General features: G+C 71.5%; 21 protein-coding genes. 13 read left to right on the top strand and 8 right to left on the bottom strand.

Translation table 11 applies throughout. The features are described 5' to 3' along the window. Window positions 1-54 precede the first annotated feature (54 nt). Window positions 55-582 (bottom strand): hypothetical protein, encoded by a 528-nt coding sequence (locus ACFPQ9_RS33210; RefSeq protein ID WP_380861765.1) that lies wholly within the window; start codon window positions 580-582, stop codon window positions 55-57. A gap of 317 nt (window positions 583-899) precedes the next feature. Here ACFPQ9_RS33210 and ACFPQ9_RS33205 point away from each other — a divergent pair, with 317 nt between their 5' ends. Continuing rightward, window positions 900-1,727, top strand: coding sequence for an aminoglycoside adenylyltransferase domain-containing protein (locus tag ACFPQ9_RS33205; RefSeq protein WP_380861763.1), 828 nt, complete (start codon window positions 900-902; stop codon window positions 1,725-1,727). Between the two features lie 21 nt (window positions 1,728-1,748). On the opposite strand, the gene ACFPQ9_RS33200 is transcribed toward ACFPQ9_RS33205, so the two are convergent. Next, window positions 1,749-2,003, bottom strand: a complete 255-nt coding sequence (locus ACFPQ9_RS33200; RefSeq protein WP_380861761.1) for an EF-hand domain-containing protein — start codon at window positions 2,001-2,003, stop codon at window positions 1,749-1,751. Window positions 2,004-2,095: 92 nt separating this feature from the next. Next, a complete protein-coding gene (locus ACFPQ9_RS33195) occupies window positions 2,096-3,043 on the bottom strand; it encodes an SDR family NAD(P)-dependent oxidoreductase (RefSeq protein WP_380861759.1) in 948 nt (315 codons plus the stop codon). 109 nt (window positions 3,044-3,152) lie between these two features. Here ACFPQ9_RS33195 and ACFPQ9_RS33190 point away from each other — a divergent pair, with 109 nt between their 5' ends. The 3 genes from ACFPQ9_RS33190 (at window position 3,153) to ACFPQ9_RS33180 (ending at window position 6,352) form a co-directional block, all read left to right on the top strand. Continuing rightward, window positions 3,153-3,818, top strand: coding sequence for a TetR/AcrR family transcriptional regulator (locus ACFPQ9_RS33190; protein ID WP_380861757.1), 666 nt, complete (start codon window positions 3,153-3,155; stop codon window positions 3,816-3,818). A 111-nt stretch (window positions 3,819-3,929) separates the two neighbouring features. Continuing rightward, window positions 3,930-4,715: a cyclase family protein gene (locus tag ACFPQ9_RS33185; RefSeq protein ID WP_380861755.1), complete on the top strand. Its 786-nt coding sequence runs from the start codon at window positions 3,930-3,932 to the stop codon at window positions 4,713-4,715. Continuing rightward, window positions 4,712-6,352, top strand: coding sequence for a thiamine pyrophosphate-binding protein (locus ACFPQ9_RS33180; RefSeq protein ID WP_380861753.1), 1,641 nt, complete (start codon window positions 4,712-4,714; stop codon window positions 6,350-6,352). Before ACFPQ9_RS33185 ends, ACFPQ9_RS33180 begins: the two co-directional genes overlap by 4 nt. A gap of 131 nt (window positions 6,353-6,483) precedes the next feature. On the opposite strand, the gene ACFPQ9_RS33175 is transcribed toward ACFPQ9_RS33180, so the two are convergent. Beyond that, complete coding sequence (locus tag ACFPQ9_RS33175; protein WP_380861751.1) at window positions 6,484-7,929, bottom strand: glyceraldehyde-3-phosphate dehydrogenase; 1,446 nt, start codon at window positions 7,927-7,929, stop codon at window positions 6,484-6,486. 157 nt (window positions 7,930-8,086) lie between these two features. Between ACFPQ9_RS33175 and ACFPQ9_RS33170 the strand changes: the two genes are divergently transcribed. The 4 genes from ACFPQ9_RS33170 to ACFPQ9_RS33155 all read left to right on the top strand — a co-directional run bounded on the left by ACFPQ9_RS33170 (window position 8,087) and on the right by ACFPQ9_RS33155 (window position 14,156). Next, window positions 8,087-9,046, top strand: a complete 960-nt coding sequence (locus ACFPQ9_RS33170; protein WP_380861749.1) for a LysR family transcriptional regulator — start codon at window positions 8,087-8,089, stop codon at window positions 9,044-9,046. A gap of 150 nt (window positions 9,047-9,196) precedes the next feature. Beyond that, window positions 9,197-11,125, top strand: coding sequence for a collagenase (locus ACFPQ9_RS33165; RefSeq protein ID WP_380861747.1), 1,929 nt, complete (start codon window positions 9,197-9,199; stop codon window positions 11,123-11,125). A gap of 203 nt (window positions 11,126-11,328) precedes the next feature. After that, complete coding sequence (locus ACFPQ9_RS33160; RefSeq protein WP_380861745.1) at window positions 11,329-13,671, top strand: molybdopterin cofactor-binding domain-containing protein; 2,343 nt, start codon at window positions 11,329-11,331, stop codon at window positions 13,669-13,671. A gap of 8 nt (window positions 13,672-13,679) precedes the next feature. After that, window positions 13,680-14,156, top strand: coding sequence for a (2Fe-2S)-binding protein (locus ACFPQ9_RS33155; RefSeq protein ID WP_380861743.1), 477 nt, complete (start codon window positions 13,680-13,682; stop codon window positions 14,154-14,156). A gap of 38 nt (window positions 14,157-14,194) precedes the next feature. Here the strand turns inward: ACFPQ9_RS33155 and ACFPQ9_RS33150 are convergent, their stop codons facing one another. Then, entirely contained in the window at window positions 14,195-15,157 is a 963-nt protein-coding gene (locus ACFPQ9_RS33150; RefSeq protein ID WP_380861741.1) for an esterase/lipase family protein, read from the bottom strand. 327 nt (window positions 15,158-15,484) lie between these two features. Between ACFPQ9_RS33150 and ACFPQ9_RS33145 the strand changes: the two genes are divergently transcribed. Then, complete coding sequence (locus ACFPQ9_RS33145; protein ID WP_380861739.1) at window positions 15,485-16,687, top strand: PucR-like N-terminal domain-containing protein; 1,203 nt, start codon at window positions 15,485-15,487, stop codon at window positions 16,685-16,687. Between the two features lie 13 nt (window positions 16,688-16,700). Here ACFPQ9_RS33145 and ACFPQ9_RS33140 read toward each other — a convergent pair whose 3' ends face one another. Then, window positions 16,701-17,660, bottom strand: coding sequence for a LysR family transcriptional regulator (locus tag ACFPQ9_RS33140; RefSeq protein ID WP_380861737.1), 960 nt, complete (start codon window positions 17,658-17,660; stop codon window positions 16,701-16,703). Between the two features lie 119 nt (window positions 17,661-17,779). On the opposite strand from ACFPQ9_RS33140, the gene ACFPQ9_RS33135 reads away from it, so the two are divergent. From ACFPQ9_RS33135 to ACFPQ9_RS33120, 4 genes are read left to right on the top strand one after another with little or no spacing between them, the layout of a single operon-like run. Then, window positions 17,780-18,475, top strand: coding sequence for a type 1 glutamine amidotransferase domain-containing protein (locus tag ACFPQ9_RS33135; protein ID WP_380861735.1), 696 nt, complete (start codon window positions 17,780-17,782; stop codon window positions 18,473-18,475). Window positions 18,476-18,478: 3 nt separating this feature from the next. After that, a complete protein-coding gene (locus ACFPQ9_RS33130) occupies window positions 18,479-19,093 on the top strand; it encodes a TetR/AcrR family transcriptional regulator (RefSeq protein ID WP_380861733.1) in 615 nt (204 codons plus the stop codon). Continuing rightward, complete coding sequence (locus ACFPQ9_RS33125) at window positions 19,093-20,592, top strand: purine-cytosine permease family protein (protein WP_380861947.1); 1,500 nt, start codon at window positions 19,093-19,095, stop codon at window positions 20,590-20,592. Before ACFPQ9_RS33130 ends, ACFPQ9_RS33125 begins: the two co-directional genes overlap by 1 nt. A 7-nt stretch (window positions 20,593-20,599) precedes the next feature. Continuing rightward, a complete protein-coding gene (locus tag ACFPQ9_RS33120) occupies window positions 20,600-21,340 on the top strand; it encodes a Type 1 glutamine amidotransferase-like domain-containing protein (protein ID WP_380861731.1) in 741 nt (246 codons plus the stop codon). A gap of 4 nt (window positions 21,341-21,344) precedes the next feature. Here ACFPQ9_RS33120 and ACFPQ9_RS33115 read toward each other — a convergent pair whose 3' ends face one another. Both ACFPQ9_RS33115 and ACFPQ9_RS33110 read right to left on the bottom strand, forming a co-directional pair. Continuing rightward, window positions 21,345-22,259 carry a peptidoglycan-binding domain-containing protein gene (locus ACFPQ9_RS33115; protein ID WP_380861729.1) on the bottom strand — a complete coding sequence of 305 codons (915 nt, stop codon included), beginning with the start codon at window positions 22,257-22,259 and terminating at the stop codon, window positions 21,345-21,347. 137 nt (window positions 22,260-22,396) lie between these two features. Continuing rightward, a complete protein-coding gene (locus ACFPQ9_RS33110; protein ID WP_380861727.1) occupies window positions 22,397-23,728 on the bottom strand; it encodes a phosphoribosyltransferase family protein in 1,332 nt (443 codons plus the stop codon). Window positions 23,729-23,899 lie beyond the last annotated feature (171 nt).

The following is a 23,899-nucleotide window of genomic DNA, read 5'->3' as shown; positions in this document are numbered from 1 at the left end:
GGAGGCATCTGCGCGGGGCGTGGGCGGGCCCGTCCGGACCCGCCGGGTCGGACGTCAGGCGCAGAGCACCCGGGTCTCCGGCGTGAAGACCGGGCCCCCGCTGGTGTTCGTCCGGTCGCTGAACTCGGCGTAGTAGTACGAGTAGAAGCCGATGTTGCCGTTGCAGCCGGAGTCGGCGGCGACCTGGAGGGTGAGCGTCACGGTGCGGCTCTGCCCGGGCGGGATGGTGGCGCCGTAGTTGGTGCCGAGGTTGTTGGGGCCGGTGCCGGCGCACGGGGTACTGCCGGCGGCCGTGGCGAGCGTGCAGCCCGTGAAGCTGTACTTCAGGTCGGGGCGCTGCGTGGTGAGCCACGTGGGCTCGATCGTCTGGTAGATGAACAGGACGTCGTACGTCTTGTTGTTGGTGATCGTCATGGAGAGCTGCACCGTGCCACCGGGCGTCGTGGTGGCGGCGTCGGTGGCGAACGTCAGGGCGGCGGGTGCGGGGTCCGCGGCGCTCGCACTGGGCGCCAGTCCGAAGACGGCGAGCAGGAGGCCGAGGAGGGCGGCGAGACCCATGCGTCTCGTACGTGTTGATCGCATGGCCCGGGAGGCTAGGCAGTCGTCGCCCGGGCCGTCTGCCCCGGCGCGGACGGGTCGGCGACGGAACGGCCGAATGTGTACCTGGTGTGATGGCTCTGTGGCGAGTCTGTGAAGCATGGTCTGGGGGTGCATTTGCCCACGGCACGGGGCGCGGCGGGACGGCCGCGGGTGGTGGCGGGGCGCCGGTCGCTCGTGGGTCGCCGTATGCCGACATTGGCGTGATACCGGATGTCGCCGGCATGCCTGAGGGTCGCCCGGTCCGGATGTTCTCGGGCATTCGTCGATTTCCGGCCGCTACCGACACGGACACTGACCGTATGACCCGGACTCCCGCGCAGCCGCACTCCGTCCCCGCCGAACTCCGCCCCTACCTCCAAGAAGCCGTCCATCGCGCGCGGGCCGTGTGCGGGCCTCACCTGGTGAGCGTCGTCGCGGTCGGCTCCGTCGCGCTCGGCGACTACCGGCACGGGCGCAGCGACACCGATGTGACGGTCGTCGTGGACGAGCCCCTGCCCGAGCGGACCCTGTCCGACCTCGCCACCGCCCTGGCGCACCCCGCGCTGCCCTGCCCCGCCACGGGACTGGAGCTGGTGGTCTACGACGAGGACTTCGCGGCCCGTCCGTCCGGCGAGGGCGGCTATCTGCTGGACCTCAACACCGGGCCGCTGCTGCCGAGCCGGGTCAGCTTCGACCCGGCCGAGTCGCCCGCGTTCTGGTACGTCATCGATCGTTCCGTCGCCCATCGGTCCGGGCTGCCGCTGTACGGCCGTCCGCCGCGCGAGGTGATCGCCGAACCCGAACGCGCCGACCTGCTGACCGCGATCCGAGCCTCGGTCCGCGAGCACAGCGCCGCCGAGGGACATCTCGCCGACAACCGGGTCCTCAATGGCTGCCGCTCGGTGCGGTTCTGCCGCACGGGCCGCTGGCAGGCCAAGCGGCGGGCCGCGCAGGCGGTCGCCGCGTCCGAGGAACGCTTCCGGCCGCTCATCGCCGCCGCGCTGCGCAGCTACGAACGTGCACGCGACGCCGCGACCGCACTGCCCGCCACGGAAGTGCAGACCTTCCTGGCATGGGTCGCCGAACGCGTCGACGAGGCGGCCGCCGCGGCCGGCGCCGGGCGTTCGGACCGAGCGGGGGACTGGTGACCGTGCTCCCCGGGCTCCGGCTCAGCGCCAGCCGAAACGGCGGTCCACCACGGCCGAGAACTCCTCCAGGGTCAGCACCTCGTCCCCGTTCTGGTCGGCGGCGTCGAAGAGGGCGGAGGAGGCGTCCTCGTCGCCCAGGCCCCATATCGGCAGGTCTCCCGACGCGGCCAGCGACGGCCCCTTCGTCCGCAGGGCGATGATCACCTCCGCGCGTGTCAGGGTCCCGTTGTGGTCGAGGTCGAGCGCCTCGAACAGCTTGCGGGCCTTGTCACTCATCGTGTCACCTTCGTTCCTGTCGGCAGGCCGACCTGCCACCCCGTTACCAGACAAGAACGCGATTCCGCCCCTCCAGGTTCCCTGTGCGCGGGCTACATCGTGGTGGCCGATCCGGAGGGAAACGAGTTCTGCTGGGACTGAGCGACGGGGAACTTCACGCAGGTGAGGTCTTCGGAGACGGCCCACAGCCGCTGCTGGACGGCTACGTCGTACGACTCCGGGCTGGAGGTGACCAACCGGGGGTGGCCCTTGATCTCGTTGCGCCCGCCGGGACCGTAGTACTGGCCGCCGAGCGCGCCGGGGTCGGTGGCGGCGCGCAGGGTGGGCAGGGCGCCCATGGCAGGCGTCTGGGTGATCAGTGGCGCGAGCCAGGTGACGGGCAGGCGGAGCGCGGCGGGGGCGTTGCGGATGAGTTCGGTGTTGGACACGCCCGGATGGGCGGCGAGAGCGGTGGTGGTGCCGTGCCTGGCGAGCCGGCGCTGCAGCTCGTACGTGAACATCAGGTTGGCCAGCTTGGACTGACCGTAGGCGCCGACCCGGCCGTACGACCGCTCCCACTGCAGGTCGTCGAAGTGGATCGCGGCCCGGATGCGGTGGCCGGTGCTGCTGACCGTCACCACGCGTGAGCCGGGCACCGGCAGCATCAGGTCGAGCAGCAGCCCGGTGAGCGCGAAGTGGCCGAGGTGGTTGGTGCCGAACTGCATCTCGAAGCCGTCGGCGGTGGTCTCCTTCGGGGTGTACATCACGCCCGCGTTGTTGATGAGCAGGTCGATCCGGTCGAACCGGGACCGCAGCGCCGCCGCCGCGGTCCGCACGGAGTCGAGCGAGGTCAGGTCCAGCGCCTGAACGGTCACCTCGCCGGTCATGCGGGCCGCGGCCCGCATTCCCTTCTCGGCGTTGCGCACGGCGAGCACCACGGACGCCCCGTGCTCGGCGAGCGCCCTGGCGGTCTCGTACCCCAGGCCGGTGTTGGCCCCGGTCACCACGGCCACCCGCCCGCGCTGGTCCGGAATGTTTGCTGTCGTCCACTTCTCGCCCATGTCAGGCTCCCAGCCGGTTAACGTACCGAAGGTATCTTGTACCGTCGACGTTAAAGTACCTTCGGTATGTTGTCAACGTACCGAAGGTACCTAATCTAGACTGGCGATCGTGACTTTCCAGCGGGCGCGAACTGAAGAGCAGCGGGAGATCCGCCGACGGGCGATCCTCGACATGGCGTCGGCGATGCTCGACGAGATGCCTGTGGCCGCGGTGACCCTGAACGAGCTCAGCCGCCGTGTAGGCCTGGCGAAGCCGAACGTGCTGCGCTACTTCGAGTCTCGCGAGGCGGTGCTGCTGGAACTGCTTGACCGCTTCCTGCGGGAGTGGCTGACGGACCTGGCAGGGGAGTTGGCCGCCGGCATCGACGAAGATCTCCCCATGCCCGAGCGAGCGGCGGCGGTGGCCGAGATCCTCAGTCGCTCGCTGTCCGGCCGAACGGTGCTGTGCGATCTCTTCGGCGCACAGGGCAGCGTCCTGGAACACAACGTCTCCGTCGAGGTCGTGGCACGCTACAAGCGCTCCTCCTTGGACCGCCTGACAAGCATGACCGCCCTGATCCGGAAGTACCTGCCGGAGCTGGGTGAGAACGCAACACAGTTCAGCCTCCAGACCATGGTCATGGCCGGCGCGCTGTCGGCGTACAGCACGCCCCCACCCAGCCTGCGGGCGGCCTACGAGGCCGAGCCCGACCTGGCCCGTTTCCATTTGGATCTGAAGGACTCCTTGAAGCTGGCCCTGACTGCAACCCTCCTGGGCGTGCTACCCCGCCGCTGACCAGAGTTGCCCTGAACAGGCCGAATCCTCTGTACCTCTCGCGCCCATGGGGCGGGAGGGAGCAGTACTGAGATGCTGTGGGTGCGAACACCGTCCGTTCGAGGAGGCGCCATGTCCGAGCCGTCCGTCCTTGCCGCGCTGGTGTCCGGACTGCGCGGTGGATCGATCGAAGTCGTCGATCTGACGTCGCCCTTGTCGTCGTCGACCCCCGTGATCCAACTGCCGCCCCAGTTCGGCCAGACCGCCGTCTTCGAGCTGGAGGAGATCAGCCGGTACGACGACCGCGGCCCCGCCTGGTACTGGAACAACTTCCGCAGCGGCGAGCACACCGGCACCCACTTCGACGCTCCGAACCACTGGGTCACCGGCAAGGACCTCGCCGACGTCGCCTCGGTGCCCGCGCGCAACCTGCTTGCGCCCGCGGCCGTCCTGGACTTCACCGCCGAGGCCGCCGCGAACCCCGACTTCCTGGTCGAGATCGACCACGTGAAGGCCTGGGAAGCCGAGAACGGCCCCTTGCCGGACGGCGGTTGGCTGCTGCTGCGCACCGGCTGGGACACCCGCTCGCACTCCCAGGAGGCGTTCCTCAACGCCGACGAGAACGGCCCGCACACCCCCGGCCTGTCGCCGGAGTGCGCCCGCTGGGTCGCCGAGGAGTCGCCGGTCCTGGGAATGGGCGTGGAGACGGTGGGCACGGACGCCGGCGCCGCGCACTCCTTCGACCCCGCCTTCCCCTGCCACTCCTACCTCATGGGCAGCGACAAGTACGGCCTGACGCAGTTGCAGAACCTCGCCGCGCTGCCGCCGACCGGCGCCGTCGTCGTCGCGGGGCCGCTGCCCATCGTCACCGGTTCCGGCGCCCCCGCGCGTGTGCTCGCCCTGGTGGAGCGGCGATGAAGGTCGCGGAAGCGGTCGGCCGGGCGCTGTGCGCGGCCGGGGTCGGCCAGGTCTTCGGGGTCGTCGGGTCGGGCAACTTCCATGTCACCAACGCGATGATCGCGGCGGGCGCGCGCTTCGTCGCCGCACGCCACGAGGGCGGCGCGGCGACGATGGCGGACGCGTACGCCCGTACCAGCGGCGAGGTCGCGGTCGTGAGCGTCCATCAGGGACCCGGACTGACGAACGCCATGACCGGTATCGCGGAGGCGGCGAAGAGCCGCACGCCACTGATCGTGCTGGCGGCCGAGGTGACCGAGCCCCGGTCCAACTTCTACGTCGACCAGGAGGCACTGGCCCGTGCGGTGGGCGCCGCCACGGTCCGGGTGACGTCGGCCGAGGAGGCCGTCGAGCAGACGTGCGCGGCGGTCCGGCTCGCGGTGCGGGAGCGGCGTACCGTCGTGCTCAACCTCCCTCTTCCGGTACAGGCGTTGGAGGCTCCCGAGGGTGCCCTGGCGCAGGTGGCGCCGCCCACGCCGCGGCCCGCCGCGGAGCCGGCCGCGGCCGATGTGACGGCTCTCGCCGAGGTACTGGCACGGTCCCGGCGCCCGGTCTTCGTGGCCGGACGCGGAGCGCGGCAACCCGGCGCCCGGGAGGCCCTGGCCGCGCTCGCCGAGCGGTACGGCGCGCTGCTCGCGACCTCGGCCGTGGCCCGCGGGCTCTTCCACGGCGACCCGTGGTCCCTGGACGTCTCCGGAGGCTTCGCCTCCCCGCTCGCCGTCGAACTGATCCAGGGCGCCGACCTCGTCGTCGGCTGGGGGTGCGCGCTGAACATGTGGACCATGCGGCACGGCCGTCTCATCGGCGCCGACGCCACCGTCGTCCAGGTCGACGACGACCCGTCGGCGCTCGGCGCGCACCGGCCGGTCCACCTCGGGGTCACCGGCGATGTCCGCCTCACCGCACACCGGGTGACAGGGGCGGGTGGCGAACCCCGGGAGGGCTACCGGACCCCGGAGACCGCGGCGGCCCTCGCGGCACGACTGCGCTGGCACGACGTGCCGTACGAGGACACCGGCACACGCGAGCGGATCGACCCGAGGACGCTCGGCATCGCGCTCGACGAGATCCTGCCCGCCGAGCGGGTGGTCGGCGTGGACTCGGGCAACTTCATGGGCTACCCGACCATGTATCTGTCGGTGCCGGACGAGCAGGGCTTCTGCTTCACCCAGGCCTTCCAGTCGATCGGGCTGGGTCTCGCGACCACCATCGGCGCCGCGCTGGCCCGGCCGGACCGGCTGCCGGTGGCCGCGCTCGGGGACGGCGGCGCGCTGATGAGCGCCGTGGAGCTGGACACCGTTCGCCGGCTGGGACTGCCCATGGTGGTCGTCGTGTACGACGACGAGGCCTACGGTGCCGAGGTGCACCACTTCGGGCCCGACGGGCACCCGCTCGACACCGTGCGCTTCCCGCCCACGGACATCGCGGCCGTGGGACGGGGCTATGGCTTCGAGGCGGTGACCGTGCGGACGCGGGCCGACCTGAAGGCGGTGGCGGACTGGGTCGCCGGTCCGCGGAGCGCTCCGCTGCTGATCGACGCGAAGGTGGTCGCCGATCAGGGGGCGTGGTGGCTGGAGGAGGCGTTTCGGGGCCACTGAGCGCGTTGCTGGGAGAGCCGAAGGGGGTTGGTTTTCGTCTGCGGCGCCGTTGTGGCCGGTCGCGCAGTTCCCCGCGCCCCTTCGGGGCGCTGCCCGGTGCGTGCTTGCGCGCACCGGGCAGCCGGGTGGGATCAGACCGCCGGGGCCGGGTACGTCGGGTACTCCACGCCGGAGACGTGCTGGACGACTCGGATGACCTGGCAGGAGTAGCCGAACTCGTTGTCGTACCAGAGGTAGAGGATCGCGTTGTCGCCCTCCACCTTCAGGGCGCCCGCGTCCACGATCGAGGCGTGGCGGGAGCCGATGAAGTCGCTGGAGACCGCGTCGGGCGCCGTGATGAAGTCGATCTGGCGGCGCAGCGGCGAGGTCAGCGACACGTCACGCAGATAGTCGAGGACCTCCTCGCGGTTCGTCTCGCGCTTCAGCTGGAGGTTGAGGATCGCGATCGAGACGTCCGGGACCGGGACGCGGATCGAGCTGCCGGTGATCCGGGCCTTGAGGTCGGGCAGCGCCTTGGCGACGGCCGAGGCGGCGCCGGTCTCGGTGATGACCATGTTCAGCGGCGCGCTGCGGCCACGGCGCTCGGACTTGTGGTAGTTGTCCAGCAGGTTCTGGTCATTGGTGAAGGAGTGGACGGTCTCCACATGACCGCGCTGCACACCGAACTCGTCCTCCATCGCCTTCAGCGGCGGGACGATGGCGTTGGTGGTGCAGGAGGCGCAGGACAGGATCTGCTCGTCCGGCTTGAGGGTGTCGTGGTTGACGCCGTGCACGATGTTCGGGACGTCGCCCTTGCCGGGCGCGGTCAGCACGACCTTGTCGATGCCGGGACGCAGGTGGCCCGAGAGGCCCTCGCGGTCGCGCCACTTGCCGGTGTTGTCGATCAGGATGGCGTTCTTGATGCCGTACGCCGTGTAGTCGACCTCGCTGGGGTCGTTGGCGTAGATCACCTTGATCGCGTTGCCGTTGGCGTTGATCGTGCTGTTGGCCTCATCGACCGTGATCGTGCCCTGGAACTGGCCGTGGATGGAGTCACGGCGCAGCAGCGAGGCGCGCTTGACGATGTCCTGGTCGCCGCCGCCGCGCACGACGATGGCACGCAGCCGCAGACCGTTGCCGGAGCCGGACTTCTCGATCAGCAGGCGGGCCACGAGGCGGCCGATGCGGCCGAAGCCGTACAGGACGACGTCGCGGCCCTCGCCGTGCTCGATCTTGTTGGCGCCGGTGGCACCCGCGACGGCCTCGGCGGTGAACGCCTCCACGGTCAGACCGCGGTCGTCGGCCTTGTACGTGGCGGCCAGCATGCCGATGTCGATCTGCGACGGGCCGAGGTCCAGCTCGGTGAGGGCCTTCAGGAACGGCAGCGTCTCGGTGACCGAGAGCTCCTCACCCGCGATCTGCCGGGCGAACCGGTGGGTCTTCAGGATGCTGACCACCGACTTGTTCACCAAGGAGCGGCTGTGGAGAAGGACGGTCACGTCCCGCTCCCGGTGCAGCTTCCCAATGATCGGGATCATCGATTCCGCGATTTCCTCGCGGTTCTTCCAGTTGGTGAACGAGTCGTCGTTGACAGTCACGGGCCTATCTTTCGAGCTAGGTGGCGCTCATATGCTAACCGCAGGTTCGGATGACCGTTCAAAGGGGGGTCTGTGTGCAGCAAGAGTGTGTGCTATTGCTGTTATTTGCACCTTTTGCTCGGGCGGTGGCCTTGTGGTGCGGAGGAGGAGTGAGCGGGTGGAGCTGGAGCTACGGCATCTGCGTGTGCTGTGTGCCATCGCGGACGCGGGAAGCGTCGGCCGGGCCGCGGCCGAGCTCGGCTACTCGCAGCCCGCGATGAGCACCCAACTCCGGCGCATCGAGCGGTACTTCGGCGAGTCGATCTTCGAGCGCGGCCCGACCGGTGTGCGGTTGACCCCGTACGGCTTCGAGGTCGTCGCCCAGGCGCGTGACGTCCTCGCCCGCGCCGACGCGATCGGCCGCCGTCCGGCCGCCGGTGCCGCGGCGGAACGCCGGTCCCTGCGAGTGGCCGCGACCAATTCGCCGATGCTGGCCGGCATGGTGTCGGGCCTGCGCTCCCGGCTGCCGGACGTCTCCCTCGCGGTGAGCAGCGTCTACGCCTCGTCGCGGATCGTCGAGCTGCTGGAGGACGGCGTCGTGGACGCGGCCATCGCCGCCGACTACCCGGGCAGGGAGCTGGAGCACTCCGAGGCGGTGGCCCATCGCGGCATCGTCACCGAGCCGACGTTCGTGGCCCTGCCGTCCCGGCATCCGCTCGCCCAGCGCACCCAGGTCGAGCTCGCCGACCTCGCCGACGAGGCCTGGTTCCTGACGCCCGACGACGGAGCCGGCTGGCCGGGCGTCTTCTACACGGCCTGCACGGCGGCCGGCTTCACACCGTCGGCCGTGCACGAATTCCTCGGCGACCAGCAGCAGTTGCAGGGGATGATCGCGGACGGGCTCGGTGTGGCCGTGGTGCAGCCGACGATGCGGCCGATGCCGCACGTGGTCGTCAAGCCGCTCGCCGGGACGCCGCTGTGGTGCCGGTACGTGCTGGCCTGGCGGCGTGCGGCGGTCGCCGAGGACCTGGCCGACGCCCTGTTCCAGTCCGCGGCCGAGGCGCACCGCCAACTCGTCGCACAGTCACCGCACTTGAGGACCTGGGCCGCACGTATGTGGAGCGTGCCGGGGGCCTAGCCACAACTCATCGCGGGTGTCGGGGCGTTATGGCCCCTCGGTGCCATGTGCTATGTCACACACCATTGTTGGTGCGGCGAGGCGTTGAGACAGTGCCACACGCGCCTCAGCACCCCACTCCGAGGCGCATCCGTCCGTGGAGGAATCCAGATGCGCTACCGCTTCGTGCTGCCCAGACGCATGGTCACGGCACTCGCCGTCTGCGTCACCCTCGGCGGCTTACTGTCGACGCCGGCACTCGCGAACCCCGCGCCCCGAGCCGACGCCGTCCCGGTCACCTCCCGGGACACGGCACAGCCGCCACCGACCGGCCCGACCGTCACCACCGCCGCCCGTCCCGCCGTACAGGACCGGCCGCTCAGCCGCACCCACCTGCCGCCCCTGCCGCCGGAGCGCGTCCCGACCCGTCCGAGCCCGGAGCCGGGACTCCGGGCGGCCCCGTGCACCCCCGGCGACTTCGGCGGCAGGACCGGCGCGGCCCTCGTCGCGTTCGTGAAGGCGTCGACCACGGACTGCGTCAACACCCTGTTCGCGGTCACCGGCGCCGACGCCCGCGCCGTCTTCCGCGAGGCCCAAATGGTCACGGTCGCCGAGGCGTTCACCCGAGCGGCACGGACCTACAACGGCGACAACTCCGCCGGTGTGTGGCAACTCGTCCTGTTCCTGCGGGCCGGCTACTACGTGCAGTTCAATCACCCGGAAGACGTCGGCCCGTACGGCGCCGCCCTGAGCCGTAACACCACCCGCGGCCTGGACGCCTTCTTCGCCCGCCCGCACTCCGGGGACGTCACCGACGCGAACGGCGACGTGCTGGGCGAGGTCGTCATCCTCACCGACAGCGCCGACCAGCAGGCCCGCTATCTGCGGGTCTACCAGCGGATCCTGCGCGGCTACGACAGCTCCTACGACACCATCCACAGCATGCTCGCGGCCGTGAACTCGGTGTACACCCCGCTCTGGCGCGGCAACTGGAACACGGCGTACGTCAGGGCGGTCACCGCCGACCCGTCCGTCGTCCGCACCCTCCACACCTTCGCCCTCGACCATCTCGATCTGCTGGGCACCGACCGTGCGTACCTCACCTCCAACGCCGGGATGAACGTGGCCCGTTACGTCGAGCACCCGGCACTGCGGAGCACGGTGCGCCCCCGGGCCAAACACCTGCTGGACACGAGCCGCATCACCGGACCCACGGCCGCTCTGTGGGTGGCGGTGGCGACTCAGGCCGACGCCTACGACCGCGCCAACTGCACCTACTACGGCGTCTGCGACCTGTCCGGACAGCTGATGCGCGCCGCCCTGCCCATCACCCACGGCTGCGACGCCGACCGCAGCATCGGGGCCCAGTCGCTCACCTCGGCCGACCTCGACGCGGCGTGTGCGAGCGTGCTGCGCCAGGACGCGTATGTGCACGACCTCGTCCGGGACGCAGGGCCCATCCCGGGCCAGTACCTGTCGACCCTCGACCTCTTCGTCTTCGCCAGTCGTGAGGACTACCGGACGTACGCCGGCGCGATCTTCGGCATCAGCACCGACAACGGCGGCATGACCCTGATCGGTGACCCGGCCGACCCCGCGAACGAGCCGTTCGCGGTCATGTACCAGAAGAGCGAGGACACCGGGCACGCCGCCCGGATCTGGAACCTCAACCACGAGTACACCCACTACCTCGACGCCCGCCTCAACATGAAGGGCGACTTCGCCGAGCAGACGTCGGTGCCGGACGTGTGGTGGATCGAGGGACTCGCCGAGTACGTCTCCTACGGCTACCGCGGCATCACCTACGACCAGGCGGTCACGGAGGCGGGCAGGCACACCTACCGGCTGAGCACCCTGTTCCGGAACACCTACACCAACAGCGATGTGACCCGCACCTACCCATGGGGCTACCTCGCGGTCCGGTACATGTTCGAGAAGCACCCGGACGACATCCAGCGGATGCTCGCCCGCTTCCGCGTCGGCGACTATCCCGGCGGCCACGCCGTCTACGCCGACGACATCGGCACCCGCTACGACGCAGACTTCGACCAGTGGCTGACGGAGTGCGCAGCCGGCGCGTGCGCGGGCTCCGCACGGTGACCGCCGGGCGCTGATCCTGCCGAGGTCCCGGGAGGGGGCGGCCCCGGTTCTTCGAGGCTCGCCGCTCCCGGGGCTTCACAGGTGAGGCGGTTGTGGGCGTTGCGTGTCGAAGCGCCGCCAGGATCTTCCGGAACGCGTGTGGGGCGTGCACAGTCAGGAACCGCCGAGCACCGCCGCACGCCATGTCGCCGGGAGGTCAGCCGATGGGAACCCACCACCGCTCCGAGCGGCGGGACACCCCGCCCGGCGCCGGCCTCGACGGCTTCAGCCGACGCCGCTTCCTCGGCTATGTGGTCGCCGCGTCCACGCTCACCGTCGCCGCACCCCTCGGCGAGGCGGCCCTCGCGCCCACCGAGGCCGCCGCGGCGGTCCCCTCGCTGCCCGGCCCCGCCGAGATCTACGACCTCAACGACATGCTCACGCACGCCGCGCTGCCCACGGCCAACCTCATCACCATCCGGCTCGACAGCGACGGCACGGCCTCCTTCGCCCTGCCCCGGGCCGAGGTCGGCCAGGGCGTCACCACCTCCAGCGCGATGCTGGTCGCCGAGGAACTCGACCTGCCGCTGGAGAGGATCCACGTCACGCTCGCCGACGCACGGCCCGAGCTGCTGTTCAACCAGCTCACCGGCGGCTCGAACACCACCATCTCCACCTACACCCCGATCCGTGTCGCCGCGGCCGTGGCCCGGGGCCGCCTGCTGAAAGCGGCCGCGCTGGAACTGGGGGAGGCCGTCGGCACCCTGAGGGCGAAGGCGGGCGTCATCACCTCCACCGTCACCGGCAGGAGCCTCGGCTACGGCGAACTCGCCGTGAAGGCCGCCTCGGTGGCCACCGGTCAGGTCGCCGTCAGCCTGAAGGAGCCCGCGGACTTCAAGGTGATCGGCACTGCCCGGCGCCGCATCGACGCGCTGGCCGCGGTCACCGGCCGCAAGAAGTTCGCCATGGACGTGCAGGTACCGGACGCGCTGCCGACGATGGTGTGCCGGCCGCCGACGATCAACGGCACCGTCCGCTCGGTGCGCAACCTGGACGCGGTGCGGGCCATGCCCGGCATCACCGACGTCGTCCGCGTATCGACCGGCGTCGCCGTGCGCGGCCGTACCTTCGGCCAGTGCATCGACGCGGTCCGCGCGCTCCAGGTGGACTGGGGCCCCGGAACCGCCGAGGACGCCTCCGACGACAGCGTCCGCACCAAGCTGCGCAAGGCCGAACTCCCGCTGCCCGGGATCGACTTGCTGACGAATTCGGTCGACGCCCGCTTCACCTTCCACTTCGCCAGCAACAGCGCCCTGGAGACCAACTGCGCCGTCGCCGACGTACGCCGGGACTCCGCCGAGATCTGGGCGAGCCTGAAGGCGCCGATCGTCGCCCAGGAGGAGATCGCGCTCCGGCTCGGACTCCCGGTGAGCGCGGTCAAGGTCCATGTGACCGAGGGCGGCGGGTCCTTCGGCCGCAAGCTGTTCCACGACGCCGCGGGTGAGGCCGCCGAGGTCTCGCGGGCCATGGGCAAGCCGGTCAAGCTGATGTGGCACCGCACCGACGACTTCCGGCAGGGCCGCACGCACCCCATGTCCACCTCACGCGTGCGCGCCACCTACGCGCTCGGCCAGGTGCTCACCTACGACCAGCGCCACACCTCCGTGGCCACCGACTTCGGCCACGGCGTCGGCGAGATCATCACCGCCGAGGCCGGCCGGCTGCCCGTCGGCGACCTCACCTTCTCCGAGACGATCTTCACGCTCACCCAGCAGACCCCCTACCACTTCGGCGTCGTCACCCAGCTCCTCAGCGAGACCGACAAGGGCTTCAACACCGGCTCCATGCGCAACATCTACTCGCCCAACGTGCGCTGCGCGCAGGAACTGGTGGTGGACGAGCTGGCCAGGCGCATGGGCAAGGATCCCTACCGGTTCCGCCGCTCCTTCCTCAAGGACGAGCGGGCCCGGGCCGTCCTCGACAAGGTCGCCGAGGTGGGGGAGTGGGGCCGCGCCATGCCTGCCAGTACGGCGCAGGGCGTCGCGCTGCACCCCGAGTACCACGGGTACGTCGCGGTCCTCGCCGAGATCGACTGCCGCCGGGAGACCACCGGACGCGAGATCCCCGACGCGTACACCGGCCCCCGCGTGACGAAGGTCGTGTGCGCCGTGGACGTGGGTCTGGCGGTGAATCCGCGCGGCCTTGAGGCGCAGATGATGGGCGGCATCATGGACGGCATCGCGATCACGCTGAGCTCCGGGCTGCACCTCGACAACGGTCATTTCCTGGAAGGCAGTTGGGACCACTACTTCTACACCCGGCAGTGGAACACCCCGCCCCAGCTGGAGATCGTCGTGATGCCCCCGACCACCGACACCCCGGGCGGCGCCGGGGAGTTGGCGGTGGCGGGCGCGATGGCCGCCGTGGCCTGCGCCTACGGACGCGCGACGGGCACGATGCCGACGACGTTTCCCCTCAACCACGAGGAACCGCTCGGCTTCGAACCGCTGCCCACCACCCCGCCGATCCCCGCGTCCCCGACCGACGGCCTGAGCCGCGCCTTCTAGGAGCTCCCGTGCCCGAACACACCTTCATCCTCAACGGCGAGTCCGTGACCGTGGACATCGAGGACGACGTACGGCTGCTGTGGGTGCTGCGGGACGTTCTCGGCGTCACCGGACCGATGTACGGCTGCGGGATCGGTGTCTGCCAGGCGTGCACGAGCCACATCAACGGCAAGGCGTTCAACCCCTGTTCGGTCCCGGTCAAGGATCTGCGCCCCACCGACGAGGTCACCACCATCGAGGGCCTGCCCGCCACGGTCGGCGGCGGACTGCACCCGATGCAGGAGGCCTGGCTGGAGTACGACGTCGCCCAGTGCGGCTACTGCCAGCCCGGCCAGATCATGACCGCCGTCGCCAAGGTGCGCCAGGCCCGTGCGGAGGGCCGGGAGATCAGTGAGGCCGACCTCGACGAGATCCGCAACGTCTGCCGCTGCGGGACGTACCACCGCATCCGGGAGGCCATCGTGGCGGGCTCGAAGAAGTACTGAACCTGCCCCCGTGGCCGGACGGCCACGGGGGCAGGGCGTCAGCAGGCGGGACGCTGTGCGTGAGCCGGATCCAGTGCGTTGAGCACCAGGCGGGTGGCCAGGTCGTTGTAGCTGATGCCGATGTGGTCGGTGAACTCGGCGGGGCACACGTCCTGGAGCTTGATGTTGGTGACGTTGGGCGCCGCGTCCAGATAGGCCGAGGTGTACGGGGTGACGACCTCGTCGTACCGGGTGGTGATCACCGTGTAGGTGACGCGTGGGTCGGTCTCGGCACCGGCGTTCAGGTCCCGTAGGAAGTCCGAGCCGATGAGTTGCTGACTGCACGCCTTGCAGCCCGCTCCGAGCACCGCGTTGCCGCCCGGGATCACCAGGGCCAGCAGGCCGAGGCCCGAGAACGTGGTGCCGTGGTTGGACGGGGTCAGGGCGACGAGCTTGTCGGTCTTCGCCGCGCCGCCGAGGTGCTTGATGTAGTGGCGCGGCATCATGCCGCCCTGCGAGTGCCCGACGAGGTCGACCTTCGCCGCGCCGGTGGCGGCCCGGACGCGGTCGACGAAGTCCGCCAGCTGCCGGGCCGAGGTGGCCATGTCCTCGGTGCCGAGCAGCGGGCCGGAGCTGCCGCCGTGGTTGAGGGCGAAGACGCAGTACCCGGCTTCCTTGAGCCGTGGAGCCAGCGCGGCCCAGTTGTCGTAGCGGTTCTCCAGGGTGCCGTGCACGAGGACGACGGGACGCGGATGCGCGGCGCCGGGGCGGCAGCCGAAGTCGTTGGCGCCGGAGGGCACGGCTGTCGGATGGGCCAGGGAGTACGCGAACGCCGACGCGAAGTCGTCCTTGGGCGGGCCGACCGGGTCGGACGCCGCGACCGGCACGGCGTCGCTCGTGTCCGGCGCCGCCTGGGACCGGTCGACGCCGACCACACCGATACAAGCGGCCGCCGTGAGCCCGGCCAGGGACCTGGTCAGCAGGCGTCGGCGTCGGGTGTGTCGCAGTCTGCGGGTGCGCATGTGGGGCTCCTCTGACTGGTCGTGGGGAGCGCCGGCGGATCCGTGCGGCCCGGCCGCGAGGGGATCGGTCAGGACGAGGTGAAGCCTTGTCACAAGAGCGAGACACGGAAGCTACTGGCGCGTAACGTCGGATCAACACTCGCGTCGCCCGCGGGAGTCGACCAGGAGAGCAGCGGAGGGAGAGGAGGAAGATGTCATGGGCGTGACACCTTTCCCGGGCTGTGCCTCACCGGGCGCAGCTTCCTCGCACGCCACCGCCGGTCGCCGCCGGCGGTCGCGCCGCGCGCCCGGCACCTCCTGCCCGCCGCCCGGGACGGAGCCGGCGCGATGACGGCACAGGCCGAGACGTTCACGCGTCAGCCCTGGCACGAGCTGCACCCGGTGCTCGCCGCGCTGATCCGCTCCCGGACCGAGCACATCGTCGCCGACATGACCCGGGCGATCCGCGACGAGGTGCCGGCCTACCGCCGACCGCTCGACTCCGCCGTCGGCCGCGATCTGACCGAGTCGATCCGCCGGGCCGTGCTCCAGTTCGCGGAGCTGATCGAGCACCCCGACAGCGCCCAGGACCATCACCTCGACCACTTCCGGCACCTCGGGCGCGTCGAGTTCCTGAACGGCCGGACGACGGACGCCCTGCAGGCCGCCTTCCGCGTCGGCGCGCGGGTCGGCAGCCGGCGCTACGCCGAGTTCGTGCAGGAGGCCACGCTGCCGCCCGCGACCGTCCTGACCCTGCACGAGGCCGTGCTGGTCCACATCAACGCCCTGTCCAATGAGTCGGTGAAAGGTTTCCTCGCTGCTCAGCTCCGCTCGGAGGGCGAGGTGAAACGGGCCCGCCGGGCCTTGGTCGAGCGGCTGCTGGAACCGCCGCGAGGACAGGAGCGGGCGGCCCTGGGACCGCTGGCGGAGCGGGCTCGCTGGCCGCTGCCGGGTGCCGTCGCGTCCGTGATCGTGCGATCGGCGGGGCGCTTCTCCGTGCCCGGCGCGGACGGTGAGCTGCTCTCCCTCGGCCGGGGCAGCGACGTCGTGCTGATCGTGCCCGAACCGGAGACGAGCGGGCTGCTCGACCGGGTGCGGGACGCCGCCCGGGGCCGGGTCGCCGTCGTCGGCCCGGCCGTGCCCCCGCACGAGGCATGGCTCTCCCTGCAGTGCGCCCGCCTCGCCGTCGACCGGCGCGCGGACCTGCCCACCGACGGTGCCTTCCTGCGCGTCGACGACGAGCTGGCCGAGCTGTACCTCTTGCGGGGCGCCCCCATCGGGCAGTTGCTCGGCCGCCGGGTGCTGGGCGTCTTCGCGGACCTGCCCCGGGGGCGCGCCGCCCGGCTCGCCGAGACCCTGGACGCCCTGCTGATGTCGTGGGGCCGTACCGCTCCCGAGGTCGCCCAGGCGCTGGGCATCCATCCGCAGACGGCCCGTAAACGCCTACGGCAGCTGGAGACGCTGTTCGGCGACCGGCTCGGCGACCCGCGCTTCCGGTTCGAGGCCCTGCTGGCGCTGCGTACGCACGCCCTGCGGGCCGACGCCGGGTGAGCCGCCGGGCGCGTCACCAGTCGCGGGCGATCTCCAGCAGGTGGTCGCGGACCAGGGCGACATGAGGGTTGCCCGAGGAACCCGGGCGCTGGACGAGGAAAGCGGTGTTGATCGGTGGATCGTCCGGGTCGAGCAGCGGGACCAGCGCACCCGAGGCCAGTTCGGCGGAGCACAGGTACCGGGGCAGCACGCTGAACCCCGTACCGCCCGCCACCGCGGCCTTGACCGCGTTCAGGTCCGGCATCGTGACCGCCGGGTGGCGCACCAGCCGCCTGCCGAAGACATGTCGCCAGTAGCGGCGCACTATCGGCACGTCCTCGGCGTAGGCGACCAGCGGCACGCCGTGCAGCGCGGCCGGCCCGTCCGCCGCGAGCCGCGCGGGACCGCCGATGCGCTCCGCCCAGGCCGGGGTCGTGACCAGTACGAACTCCTCGTCCGCGAGCGGCGCCGAGGCCAGGGCGCGACCCCGCGGCCGGTACGTCGACACCACCAGGTCGTAGCGGCCCGTGCGCAGTTCCTCCAGGAGGGGTTCGGTCAGACCCGGTGTGATGCGCAGCCGTACGCCCCGGTCCACCAGCGGTGCGAGGGCAGGCATCACGCGGTGGGTCAGCAGCTCGGTCGGACCGGCGAGGTGCACGGGTTCCACCGGGTGGACGTCGGCGGAGCCGCCCGGGCCCGTGACCGTGGCGAGGGCGTCCAGCGGCTCCACGATCCGGGAGGCGAGCTCGTCGGCGTAGGGGCCGGGCGCCACACCGCGCGCCAGACGCTGGAACAGCTCCCGGTCCAGCTGCCGCTCCAGTGTGCGGATCTGCGTGGTCACCGTCGGCTGGGACAGCCCCAGCAGCCGGGCGCCGGCGGTGAAGGAGCCGGTGCGGTAGACCGCGAGGAACGTGCGCAGCAGGTTCAGGTCCACCGGCGCCGCGCCACCCGGCCGGACTCCCTCCCCCTCCTCATCGGAATCCCTATGTCTCATATGGATGAGCCTATTGGATTCCAATGGCTGATGGTGCGTACCGTCGGGGCATCGACGTCCTGACGATCTGCACGCACAGCGTCAGGACCTCCGGAACCCCCTCGCGAAAGAGCCCTCTCATGTCGAAGATCCTGTTCGTGATGACCGGTGCCGACCAGTGGACGCTGGCCGACGGCACCAAGCACCCCACCGGCTTCTGGGCCGAGGAGGCCGCCGCGCCCTACGAGGCGTTCAAGGCCGCCGGGCACGAGGTCGTCGTGGCCACACCCGGCGGTGTCGTGCCGCCCGTCGACAAGGGCAGCCTCGCGGCCGAGGTCAACGGCGGTCAGGAGAACGCCGACCGGATCGCCGCCCTGCTCGAGACGATGACCGAACTGCGGGAGCCGGTCCGGCTGGAGGACGTCGACCTCGACGACCACGCCGCCGTGTTCTACCCCGGCGGCCACGGCCCGATGGAGGACCTCGCGGTCGACGCCGACTCCGGTCGGCTGCTGACCCTCGCCCTGAACTCCGGCAAGCCGCTCGGCGTCGTCTGCCACGGCCCGGCCGCCCTGCTCGCCGCCACCGGAGCCGACGGCACCAACGCGTTCGCCGGCTACCGGGTGGCCGCGTTCACCAACACCGAGGAGACCCAGGCGGGCCTCGCCGACCGGGCCGAGTGGCTGCTCCAGGACCGGCTCACCGAGGCCGGAGTGGACGTCCGGGTGGGCGAGCCGTGGGCGCCGCACGTGATCGTCGACCGCAACCTGGTCACCGGCCAGAACCCCGCCTCCTCAGCCCCGCTCGCCGTCGAACTGCTGAAGAAGCTGGGCTGAACCATGGCCGCCGACCGGCTCGACGAGGTCCTCGACGCGGCGTACGACTGCCTCACGCGGTACGGCGCACGGCGCACCACGATGGACGACATCGCCATGACGATGGGCGTGTCCCGGTCGGCCGTCTACCAGTACGTCCGCGGCAAGGACGACGCCTTCCGCCGGCTCTCCGCCCGCCTGCACGCCCAGGCGCTGCGGCGGGCCCGGGAGGCGGCCGCGGCCGAGGACGCCTCGCACGCCGCCCGGGTACAGGGCGTGCTCGCCGCCAAGTTCGACCTGGTCCGGCGGCTCACCGGGGACTCCCCGCACACCGCCGAACTCCTCGACGACAAGGCCCGGTTGTGCGGCGACCTCTGCGGGACCTTCACCGCCGATCTGCGGCACCTGCTCCTCGCCCTGTTCACCGACTCCGGGACGGCCGCCTCGATCGGGCCCGAGGACGCCGCCGACGTCTGCCTCGCCCTGGTCGCCGGCCTGGAGGGTACGCCCGACGGCGAGCGCCTGCTCGGCCCCGCCACGGACGCGCTGCTCACGGGCCTGCTCGACGCGTCCGGCGAGTCCCGCCGAACCGACTCCGCCTTCCCCGGCGCCGTGCGCGGTGCGACGATGCCGGGGTGATCACACGACCGGATCCACTCGACGGCAGACCCGCGGACCGAAAGCTCCGTGTGGAGACCCACGGTCTCGACGTGATCGCCGACACCGAACGCAAAGGCACACCACGCACCCTGTTCTGGCCCTGGTTCGGAGCCAACGTGTCGATCCTGGGCCTGAGTTACGGTGCCTTCGCGCTCGGCTTCGGCATCTCCTTCTGGCAGGCGCTGATCGCCGGAGTCGTCGGCATCGTGTTCTCCTTCCTGCTGTGCGGGTTCGTCGCCGTGGCCGGAAAGCGCGGCTCGGCGCCCACGATGGTGCTCGGTCGCGCCGCGTACGGCGTGCGCGGCAACCGGCTGCCGTCGGTGATCTCCTGGGTCCTGACCGTCGGCTGGGAAACGGTCCTGTGCGCCCTCGCCACCATGGCCACCGCGACCGTGTTCGGCCGGCTCGGCTGGGGCGGCGGCACCGAGACCAAGGTGGTCGCCCTGGTCCTGGTCGGGGCGCTGACGGTCGTCGTCGGCGTGATGGGCTTCGATCCGATCATACGGCTCCAGACCCTGATCACCGTGGTGACGGGCGTGCTCACGATCATCTACGTCGCCTTGGTGGCCGACCACATCCACTGGTCCACCGTCAGTGCCGTACCGGCGGGCTCCGCCCAGGAGTTCATCGGCGCGCTCGTCTTCATGATGACCGGCTTCGGCCTCGGCTGGGTCAACGCGGCCGCAGACTACTCCCGCTATCTGCCGCGCACCGCGTCGAGCCGCGGCGTGATCGGCTGGACCACATTCGGCGCTTCCCTCGCACCGCTGCTCCTGCTCGTCTTCGGCCTGCTGCTGGCCGGCTCCTCCGCCGACCTGAACAAAGCCGTCGCCGCCGACCCGATCGGCGCGCTGACGACCATCCTGCCGACCTGGTTCCTGGTCCCGTTCGCGGTCGTCGCCGTCCTCGGCCTGGTCGGCGGCGCGGTCCTGGACATCTACTCGTCAGGTCTCGCCCTGCTCTCGGCGGGCCTGCGCGTACCGCGCTATGTGGCCGCGCTGTTCGACGGTGTGCTGATGATCGTCGGTTCGATCTACATCGTGTTCGTCGCCGACGACTTCCTCGGCCCGTTCATGGGCTTCCTCACCACGCTGGGCGTCCCGATCGCCGCCTGGTGCGGCATCATGCTCGCCGACCTGGTCCTGCGCCGCCGCGACTACGACGAACCCGACCTCTACCGTCCGACCGGCCGCTACGGCGACGTACCGCTCACCCCCCTCCTGTTGACGCTCACGGCCACCGCCGTCGGCTGGGGCCTCGTCACCAACTCCACGGCGAACTGGCTGGACTGGCAGGGCTATCTGCTGCACCCCCTGGGCCTCGGCGGCAGGTCCGGCGCCTGGGCCTACGCCAACCTGGGCGTCCTCGCTGCCCTCGCACTCGGCTTCCTCGGCGCCCTCGCGCTCCACCGCGGCCGCGTCCGCGAACAGGAGAGGCAGACACCGAGCCCGCCGGCGGAAGAAGGCGCATCCCTGTGAGCACGACATGAGCCGCCCACTCCAGGTGGCCCTCCTCGGCGGGGGTTTCTCCACGGACGAGGACGGGCTGCTGGACGACTGGGTGCTGGGACACGCGCGGACACACCGGCCCAAGGTGTGCTTCCTGCCCACCGCCAGCGGTGACGCCCCGGGATACACCGCGAAGTTCCTCGCCGCGTTCCGTGCCCGCCCCGACTGTGAGCCCTCCGTCCTGCACCTGTTCGGAAGAACGCTCGACGACGAAGCCCTGCGCGCCTTCGTGCTCGCCCAGGACGTCGTCTATGTGGGTGGCGGCAACACCGCCAACCTCCTCGCGGTGTGGCGCGTACACGGTGTGGACCGGCTGCTGCACGAGGCCTACGACCACGGAACCCTGCTCTGCGGGATCAGTGCGGGCGCCAACTGCTGGGCGCAGGGCTCGCACACGGACTCCTTCGGCCCGCTCACCCACCTCCCTGACGGCCTGGGGCTGCTGCCGGGCTCGGTGTGTCCGCACTACGACAGCGAACCCGGCCGCCGTCCTGCCTACCGGTCGGCCGTGGCCACGGGAGCCCTGCCCGCCGGATGGGCCCTCGACGACGGCACCGGCGCCCTCTTCACGGACGGCCGGCTGACGGAGACGGTGTCCCGGACGGCGGGTGCTCACGTGTACCGGGTGGTGGGCGACGGGGCGGGTGAGGTCGGCGAACGAGCGTTGCCGTGCCGGGCGTTGAACCGCGGCACGGGGGCCACCGGCCCGCATCCCTGACCGATTACGGCTCCGAGGTCTCCGACTCCAGCGAGGTGCGGGTCGGGCCGCCGTACACGCCCGACTCGTCGTCGAGGATGACGCGGGCGAGCTGGTAGGTGCGGACGGCGCTCTCGACCTGGCGGTCGAAGTCGCCGTCCGCGTCCGCGGAGTAGAGGCCGGTCTGGCGCAGACGCAGTTGGAGTTCGACCACCTCCGGACCCGTGTCGCCGCGCCGCAGAACCGGGGGCTGCCCCTCCGCGTCGCTCGGTTCGGGAGCGGCGCTGGTGGTGGTGTCCGTGCCGGCCGGGGCCGTGGTGGGCGTGGAGGAAGTCGCGCTCGGGGTCGCGGAGTCGTCGCTCGGGGTGGTGCTGGGGGAGGGCGTCGAGCCGCGGGACGGCGATGCGGAGGGTACGGCGGTGGACTGTCCTTCCGGGGACGTACCGTCCTCGGTGGTCGCGTCGGGGACGGGCGCGCGGACGTCGTCGGACACGGCCCCGTCCCGAGAGGGGCTTTCGTAGGTGAACAGGCCGCCCAGGAACGCTCCCGTCAGCAGAACGGCCAGGGTGGCGCCCGCTCCCGTGATGAGGAGAGTGCGGTTCCTGCGTCGGGTGCCCGCGTGGATTTCCGTGCCGGGGAGTGCCGTCTCGTCCGGCGGCTCCTGCTCGGCGGACGGGAGTGCGGGGACGGCGCTCGTGGTCGCCAAGTCGCCTGGATCCTGCGGTACTTGGTCGCCGATCGGGTCCGTTCCGGCGTCGTCGTCGAGTTCCACGAACGGTCGTATCCGCACCGGATCGAAGTCCTCCGCGGCCGCCCGCTCCGCCGCCCGCGCGTCCCGACGGGCGTCGGAGACACGGCGGGCGCAGGAGCAGTCGGGGGTTCCGTCGGACGCCCGGGGTGTGCCGCACTCCGGGCAGACGGGATCGTTCGGTTCACTCACGTAAGGGACCCTCTCCGTGCAGGATCCAGAGTTTAGGCATAAGTTCAACACTCAATCTCCATGACCCCGGAGGTTGACGGAACCAGCACTTCCGGACCGGCCGAAACCGGTCGCCCTCAGCGACGGCCGCTGGAGTCTCAGGCCGAGCGGCGCGGCGGCGTGCCCGTGGTGGGTCTGCCGAGGTGGGCGGTGAACCAGTCGCGGGCCAGTTCGGCGACGGTGGTCAGGGTGCCGGGTTCCTCGAAGAGATGGGTGGCGCCCGGCACGACGGCGATCCGGTGCTCGCAGTGCATCCGGTCCGCGGCCAGGCGGTTGAGGCTGAGCACCTGCGTGTCCCTGCTGCCGACGATGAGCAGCGTCGGCGCCCGCAGCCGGGCCAGCGCCGCCGGCGTGGCCAGATCGGGCCGGCCCCCACGGGAGACGACCGAGCGGACGTCGGAACCGGACAGCGCGGCCGCCTCCAGCGCGGCGGCGGCGCCGGTGCTGGCCCCGAAGTAGGCGACGGGCAGACCGGTTTCCTCCCGCAGCCACACCGACGCGGCATGCAGTCGCCGGGCGAGCAGCAGGATGTCGAAGACGTTGTGCCGGTCGTGCGCCTCGCCGTCGGTCAGCAGGTCCAGCAGCAGCGTGGCCAGCCCCGCCCGGTTGAGGGCGGTGGCGACGTACTGGTTGCGCGGACTGTGCCGGCTGCTGCCGCTGCCGTGCGCGAAGGCGACCGCCGCCGCGGCTCCGTCCGGCACGACCAGCCGGGCTCCCACCCGGGCGCCGGCGGCCGGGATCAGCACCTCACGGTCCGACGCCGATGAGACCGCGGCGGTGGAGGAGGGGGCCCCGGCCTCGGCGGCCCGCGCGAGCAGGGACGTGACCTCGGCGTCCGGGACCTGGCCGAAATGCCGGTACCAGGCACCCACCGAGCCGAGGATCCGATGCGTCTGCGGACAGACCACCTCGTCCGCCACCTGCCGCAGCCGGGCCACGCCGTGCGCCGGCCCCACCGGCACCGCGAGCACGACCCGGGCCGCGCCCTGACCCCGTACCACCCGGCAGGCGGCCTCGGCCGTGGCCCCGGTGGCGAGCCCGTCGTCCACCACGAGCGCGGTACGCCCGGTCACCGGCAACGGCTCCCGGCCCCGCCGGTAGTCACGCACACGCCGCTCCAGCTCGGCCCGCTCGGCCGCCTCCACGGCCGCCAGCTCGGGGGAGGCCAGCCCGGCCTCGCTGATCACATCGCGGTTCAGGACGCGGACCCCGTGTTCGCCGATGGCCCCGAACGCCCACTCCGGCTGTCCGGGCACGCCCAGCTTCCGCACCACCAGGACGTCCAGCGGGGCGTCGAGCCGCCGGGCCACCTCCGCCGCCACGGGCACCCCACCGCGGGGCAGGCCCAGCACCACGGCATCCCGGCCGCGCAGCTCCTGCAGCTCCTCGGCCAGCCGCCGCCCGGCCGCACTGCGGTCGTCGTAACGCATACGCGCCTCCCGTGCCCACGAGGACGGGAGCTGTCCCTTCCCTTCAGGCTACGACGGTTCGCGACAGGCTTCGGCACTTGGCGATTTCCGGTCGGTACCCCGAGGCGGTTGCCGTGTTCAATCACTCGTATCGCGTCACGCATCACGGCATGAGACGGACGGCCCCCCACG

It is taken from the genome of Streptomyces coerulescens (genome assembly GCF_042657965.1).
In the GTDB taxonomy this organism is placed as follows: domain Bacteria; phylum Actinomycetota; class Actinomycetes; order Streptomycetales; family Streptomycetaceae; genus Streptomyces; species Streptomyces coerulescens.
This window is presented reverse-complemented; position numbering and strand designations above follow the sequence as displayed.

Excerpts from the sequence above, each read along its gene's own strand:
- ACFPQ9_RS33210 (WP_380861765.1), bottom strand. The coding sequence starts at position 582 with ATGCGATCAACACGTACGAGACGCATGGGTCTCGCCGCCCTCCTCGGC.
- ACFPQ9_RS33205 (WP_380861763.1), top strand. The coding sequence starts at position 900 with ATGACCCGGACTCCCGCGCAGCCGCACTCCGTCCCCGCCGAACTCCGC.
- ACFPQ9_RS33200 (WP_380861761.1), bottom strand. The coding sequence starts at position 2,003 with ATGAGTGACAAGGCCCGCAAGCTGTTCGAGGCGCTCGACCTCGACCAC.
- ACFPQ9_RS33195 (WP_380861759.1), bottom strand. The coding sequence starts at position 3,043 with ATGGGCGAGAAGTGGACGACAGCAAACATTCCGGACCAGCGCGGGCGG.
- ACFPQ9_RS33185 (WP_380861755.1), top strand. The coding sequence starts at position 3,930 with ATGTCCGAGCCGTCCGTCCTTGCCGCGCTGGTGTCCGGACTGCGCGGT.
- ACFPQ9_RS33180 (WP_380861753.1), top strand. The coding sequence starts at position 4,712 with ATGAAGGTCGCGGAAGCGGTCGGCCGGGCGCTGTGCGCGGCCGGGGTC.
- ACFPQ9_RS33165 (WP_380861747.1), top strand. The coding sequence starts at position 9,197 with ATGCGCTACCGCTTCGTGCTGCCCAGACGCATGGTCACGGCACTCGCC.
- ACFPQ9_RS33160 (WP_380861745.1), top strand. The coding sequence starts at position 11,329 with ATGGGAACCCACCACCGCTCCGAGCGGCGGGACACCCCGCCCGGCGCC.
- ACFPQ9_RS33150 (WP_380861741.1), bottom strand. The coding sequence starts at position 15,157 with ATGCGCACCCGCAGACTGCGACACACCCGACGCCGACGCCTGCTGACC.
- ACFPQ9_RS33145 (WP_380861739.1), top strand. The coding sequence starts at position 15,485 with ATGACGGCACAGGCCGAGACGTTCACGCGTCAGCCCTGGCACGAGCTG.
- ACFPQ9_RS33140 (WP_380861737.1), bottom strand. The coding sequence starts at position 17,660 with ATGAGACATAGGGATTCCGATGAGGAGGGGGAGGGAGTCCGGCCGGGT.
- ACFPQ9_RS33135 (WP_380861735.1), top strand. The coding sequence starts at position 17,780 with ATGTCGAAGATCCTGTTCGTGATGACCGGTGCCGACCAGTGGACGCTG.
- ACFPQ9_RS33130 (WP_380861733.1), top strand. The coding sequence starts at position 18,479 with ATGGCCGCCGACCGGCTCGACGAGGTCCTCGACGCGGCGTACGACTGC.
- ACFPQ9_RS33120 (WP_380861731.1), top strand. The coding sequence starts at position 20,600 with ATGAGCCGCCCACTCCAGGTGGCCCTCCTCGGCGGGGGTTTCTCCACG.
- ACFPQ9_RS33110 (WP_380861727.1), bottom strand. The coding sequence starts at position 23,728 with ATGCGTTACGACGACCGCAGTGCGGCCGGGCGGCGGCTGGCCGAGGAG.